Genomic DNA, 4913 nt, shown 5'->3' with positions numbered 1-4913 from the left:
CGTCTTCACGTCCACCCGCACCAGCCCGACCGCAAAGAACACCGTGATCAACCCCATCACCAGCAGGATCAACCATCTGTTCCCCAGCGCAAATCGCGCCAACTTGCGTCGCAGGTCAATCTTTTCCATCAGGCACCCAGGTCTCTTGATTTCAGTTGTTTATGTCGAACCGCTTCGAGCGTGCACGCAACCCTCCACCGGCCGCTTCTCGATCGAACAATTAGAGAGGCAGTGGGGGGCACGGCGACCCACCCGAGCGGGTAGTTTCTGCAGCGTCTCGGCGTTCATCCCACAAGCGTTTTCACGGGGGTGTGCGGCTACTGCGCGGTGTAGCCGCCGTCGATGACGAGCTCGCTGCCCGTCATGAACGAGGACTCGTCGGAGCCCAGGTAGAGCACGCCGTAGGCGATGTCGTCGGGTTCACCCATCCGCCCGATCGGGTGCATCTTCGAGATCACCTGGCGCCCACCCTCGACATCGCCGAGGCTGGTCAGATAGCCTTCGACCATCGGCGTCCAGATGTAGCCTGGATGGATGGTGTTAACCCGGATGCGATAGCCCGCTTGCGCGCAATGCAGCGCCGCCGACTTGGAGAAGATGCGCACGCCGCCCTTGCTGGCGTTGTAGGCCGCGAGCTTCGGATCGGCGACGATGCCCTCGATCGACGAGATGTTGATGATCGAGCCCGCGCCGGCCTCGTCCTTCATCGCGCGGATCGCGTGCTTGGTGCCGAGGAAGACGCCGTCCAGATTGACGGCCATCAGGCGGCGCCAGGCCTCCAGCGTCTCGTCTTCCGCACTGCCTGCGGTGCCGATGCCGGCGTTGTTGACGACGATGTTCAGGCCGCCGAAGTGCGCGCGCGCCCGGTCGACCACGTCGACCCACTGACTCTCATCAGTCACGTCCTGCACGAGGAACAGCGCCTTGCCACCGGCGCGCTCGATCTCCTTCGCCACCGCGGTGCCCTGCGCCTCTTCCACGTCGGTGAGCACCACCCTGGCGCCTTCGCGCGCCAGCATCAGGGCGCTGGCCCGGCCGATCCCCTTGGCGCCGCCCGTCACCAGCGCTACCTTGTTGTCCACGCGTCCCATGTCTGTGTCTCCAGTTGATAGTCTCGTCAGACCGCGGTGTAGCCACCGTCGACCACGAACTCGGCGCCGGTGACCCACTTCGCGGCATCGGAGGCGAGGTAGAGCGCGGCAGAGGCCACGTCCTCGGGCGCACCGCAGCGGCCCATCGGGATCGCCGTCTCGAAGGCGGTCTGCGCGGCCGCCAGGTCGGGCATGATCTTCAGGTCGACGAAGTGCTGGAACAGGTCGCGCCCCATCGCGGTCCACACCACGCCGGGGTGGATGGAGTTGCAGCGGATGCCGAGCTTGAGCTGCCCGCACTCGACGGCGACCGACTTCGTCAACAGTCGCACCGCGCCCTTGGACGCGCAGTAGTTGCTCAGGCCGATGCAGCCCACCAGGCCGGCGACCGAGGACAGGTTGATGATCGAGCCGCCCTGCCCGGCCGCGCCGCCCGGCCGCATCGCGCGGATCGCGTGCTTGCAGCCGAGGAAGACGCCGGTCACGTTGACGTCCTGCACCTTGCGGAATTCCTCGACCGTGGTCTCGGTGATGAACTGCAGGCGCTCGATACCCGCGTTGTTGACGAGGACATGCAGGCCGCCGAGCCGCTCGATCGTGACGGCGATCGCGGCCTCCCACTGCGCCTCGTCGGTGGTGTCGAGCCGGAAGAAGTCGGCCTGGCCACCGGCGGCGCGGATCTCGGCCACCGTCTCGCGACCCTGCGACTCCAGCACGTCGGTGACCATCACGCGCGCACCGGCACCCGCCAGCGCCCTTGCCATCTCGGCGCCGAGGCCGCGCGCCGCGCCGCTGATCAGCGCGACCTTGCCGTCCACGCGGTAGGCCTTGCCGTAGTCGATGGGAGCCGGGGTGCTTGCGCGGCTGTCGGTCATGGGGGTCTCCTGGTTCTTGTCGGTGCGGGCATCGGCCCGACCGGAGGCATGGGCGCGACTCGCGGCGCAGCGCGAGCACATGGCGAGGCCGGATGATTGCGGCGCCCTACCCCACCGTCACTACCCGGCGGGGTAGTTCGCGCGCGCCGCTCCCGCGGGGAAACCCAGGGTCGCGCGTCGCGGACGTGACACCCGCCGACCACCGGCCCGCAGCGCACGCTGCATCAGGCGGCCGGCGTGCACCCCATCAGTGCGGCCACCGCGGCGATCACCGCCTCGGGCCGGTCGCGGTGCGGCGAATGGCCGCACCGCGGCAGCTCCAGCAGGCGCGTCTGCGGCACGCGCCGCGCGATGCCGCGACCTGCTCCAGCGTGCCGTACTCGTCGTCCTGCCCCTGCACCGCGAGCAGCGGGCAGCGGATCGCCGCGATCTGGGCCTCGATGCGCCATGACCGGAATGACGGATGCAGCCAGATGCGATTCCAGCCCCAGAACGCCGAGTCGACGTCGTCGTGGTGGCGGGCCAGCTTCTGCGGCAGCTCGGTCGTCATGAAACTGCGACGCGTCTGCTCGATGCCCGCGACCGTGATGTCCTCGACGAGGATGTGCGGCGCCAGCACCGCCAGCCCTGCCACCGACGCCGGAAAACGCGCGGCATGCAGCAGCGCGATCGAGCCGCCGTCGCTGTGCCCGAACAGCCACACCGGCTCGTCGATGGCCAGCGCGGCGAACAGCGCCGGCAGCACCTCGTGTGCCTGGCGGTGCAGGAAGTCCACGTCCCAGGCCTCGTCGGCCGCGCGCGGCGTGGAGCGGCCGTAGCCGGGCCGCGAGTACACCAGGCCGCGCACGCCGATGGCCTGGCACAGCTGCTGCGGGAACTCGCGCCACATCGACACCGAGCCCAGGCCTTCGTGCAGGAACACCAGCAGCGGCGCGTCGCGGTGTTCGCGGCCGATCCATCGGTACTCGATGCGCACTTCGCGGTCGCGCCACGCGATCGACACGAATCCGTCGCGGACGGCATCGGGATGGGCGGGCGGCGGCGGAGAGTTCACGGCGTGGGGTCCGGTCGGGCCGCAGATCGACGGCCGGCGCAGGGCCGCTCGACAATGCCGCCGGCAGCGCCTGACCGAGAGGAATGCTACCGCGCCGGCACGGCCGGCCGACGCGGGAAGGCGATCGCGGCGACACTGCGCCGCGAAGGACACCCGCACTTCGAGACCGACCGAGCGCCCCGAAAAGGAACCCGCCGTGAACACATTGAGCATCGACGTGACGTCCTCCGGGGTGGCACGCGTGGAGATGGCCCGACCGCAGGTGTTCAACGCCTTCGACGAGGCGATGATCGGCGAGCTCGACGCCGCCTATGCCCGGCTCGCGGCCGACCCGCAGGTGCGCGTGATCGTGCTGGCCGGCCAGGGCAAGGCCTTCTCGGCCGGCGCCGACCTGGCTGGATGCAGCGTGCCAGCGCCGCCACGCCGGCGTGGAACCTGGACGACGCGCGCCGCTTCGCGGCGATGCTCGACCGTGTTGCCGCCTGTCCGCAACCCACCATCGCACGCGTGCACGGGGTGGCGCTGGGCGGCGGCGTCGGGCTGGTGTGCGCCTGCGACCTCGCGGTGGCCAGCGAGGACGCGAAGTTCGCCGTCAGCGAGGCCCGCTTCGGCATCCTGCCGTCGGTGATCGGGCCCTATCTCACCAACGCGGTCGGCAAGCGCCAGGCGAAGCGGCTGGCGCTGACGGCCACACGGATCGGCGCTGCCGAGGCCCGCGAGCTGGGCCTGGTGCAGCAGGTGGTGGCGCCCGACGCGCTGGATGCGGCGGTCGACGCGCTCGCGGCCGAGCTGCTGCAGAACGGTCCGTGCGCGCAGGCGGAGATCAAGGCGCTGTTCGGCCGCCTCGAGGTCGGTGCCATCACGGCCGAGGTGCGCGAGCTGACGGCGCAGACCATCAGCCGCGTGCGCCTGGGCGACGAGGCGCGCGAGGGCTTTGCCGCCTTCTTCGCGAAGCGCCCGCCGCCGTGGGCGAAGGGGCCGGCATGAGGCGTGCACTCGACACGCAGTCGCCGGTGTGCGTGATCGGCGCGGGCATCATGGGCGCCGGCATCGCGCAGGTGGCGGCCCAGGCCGGGCACCCGGTGCAGCTGCATGACGCCCGCGACGGCGCGGCGCTCGCCGCATTGCGCCGGCTCGCCACCGGCCTGGACGCGCTCGTGGCGAAGGGTCGCCTGAGCGCGGAGGCGGCGCAGGCCACGCTGGCGCGCATCACCCCGGCCACGTCGATCGACGCGGCAGCCGGCGCCCGGCTGGTGGTCGAGGCCATCGTCGAGCAGGCCGAGGCCAAGCGCACGCTGTTCGCGCAACTCGAGGCGATCGTCGACGCCGACTGCGTGCTGGCGTCCAACACCTCGTCGATCTCGATCACCGCGCTGGCGCGCGACCTGCGGCACCCGGGGCGCTGCGTCGGTCTGCACTTCTTCAACCCGGTGCCCGTGATGAAGCTGGTGGAGGTGGTCTCCGGCCTGCGCACCGAGCCGAGCGTGGCGCAGGCCGTGTTCGCGCTCAGCGAGCGCTGGCGCAAGACGCCGGTGCACGCCCGCTCGACGCCGGACTTCATCGTCAACCGCATCGCCCGGCCCTACTACGCCGAGACGCTGGCGCTGCTGCAGGAGCGTGCGGCCGAGCCGGCCGTGCTCGACGCCTGCCTGCGCGGCGCAGGGTTCCGCATGGGGCCCTGCGAGCTGATGGACCTGATCGGTCACGACACCAACTTCGCGGTGACCGCCTCGGTCCACGACGCCAACTTCGGCGACCGGCGCTACGGGCCTTCGCTGGTGCAGCGCGAGCTGATCGACGGCGGCCTGCTCGGCCGCAAGTCGGGGCGCGGCTTCTACGACCATGCCGAACGCGCGGCGCCGGGCCCGGCAGCGCAGCCCGCCGCGCCGGCGG

General features: G+C 70.9%; 3 protein-coding genes and 2 pseudogenes. 2 read left to right on the top strand and 3 right to left on the bottom strand.

Annotated features, from left to right (window positions below):
• Positions 1–317 precede the first annotated feature (317 nt).
• From Y694_RS19705 to Y694_RS19695, 3 genes and pseudogenes are all read right to left on the bottom strand, one after another.
• The gene (locus Y694_RS19705; RefSeq protein WP_036235656.1) at positions 318–1091 is read right to left on the bottom strand and encodes a glucose 1-dehydrogenase; all 774 of its coding nucleotides are present in this window, start codon (positions 1089–1091) and stop codon (positions 318–320) included.
• A 26-nt stretch (positions 1092–1117) separates the two neighbouring features.
• Complete coding sequence (locus Y694_RS19700) at positions 1118–1966, bottom strand: glucose 1-dehydrogenase (protein ID WP_011828483.1); 849 nt, start codon at positions 1964–1966, stop codon at positions 1118–1120.
• A gap of 224 nt (positions 1967–2190) precedes the next feature.
• A pseudogene (locus Y694_RS19695) lies at positions 2191–3020 on the bottom strand (alpha/beta fold hydrolase).
• A gap of 247 nt (positions 3021–3267) precedes the next feature.
• Here Y694_RS19695 and Y694_RS19690 point away from each other — a divergent pair.
• Positions 3268–4007 (top strand): annotated as a pseudogene (locus Y694_RS19690) (enoyl-CoA hydratase-related protein).
• The coding region (locus Y694_RS19685) for a 3-hydroxyacyl-CoA dehydrogenase NAD-binding domain-containing protein (RefSeq protein ID WP_036235658.1) at positions 4004–4913 on the top strand (910 nt) is incomplete at its 3' end. The pseudogene Y694_RS19690 and the gene Y694_RS19685, both read left to right, overlap by 4 nt.

This window comes from Methylibium sp. T29-B (assembly GCF_000576225.1).
Lineage (GTDB): Bacteria > Pseudomonadota > Gammaproteobacteria > Burkholderiales > Burkholderiaceae_C > Methylibium > Methylibium petroleiphilum.
The sequence above is the reverse complement of the archived record's forward strand: the minus strand, read 5'-3'. Positions and strand labels throughout refer to the sequence as shown.

Coding starts and splice junctions, on each gene's coding strand:
- Y694_RS19705 (WP_036235656.1), bottom strand. CDS start 1,091: ATGGGACGCGTGGACAACAAGGTAGCGCTGGTGACGGGCGGCGCCAAG.
- Y694_RS19700 (WP_011828483.1), bottom strand. CDS start 1,966: ATGACCGACAGCCGCGCAAGCACCCCGGCTCCCATCGACTACGGCAAG.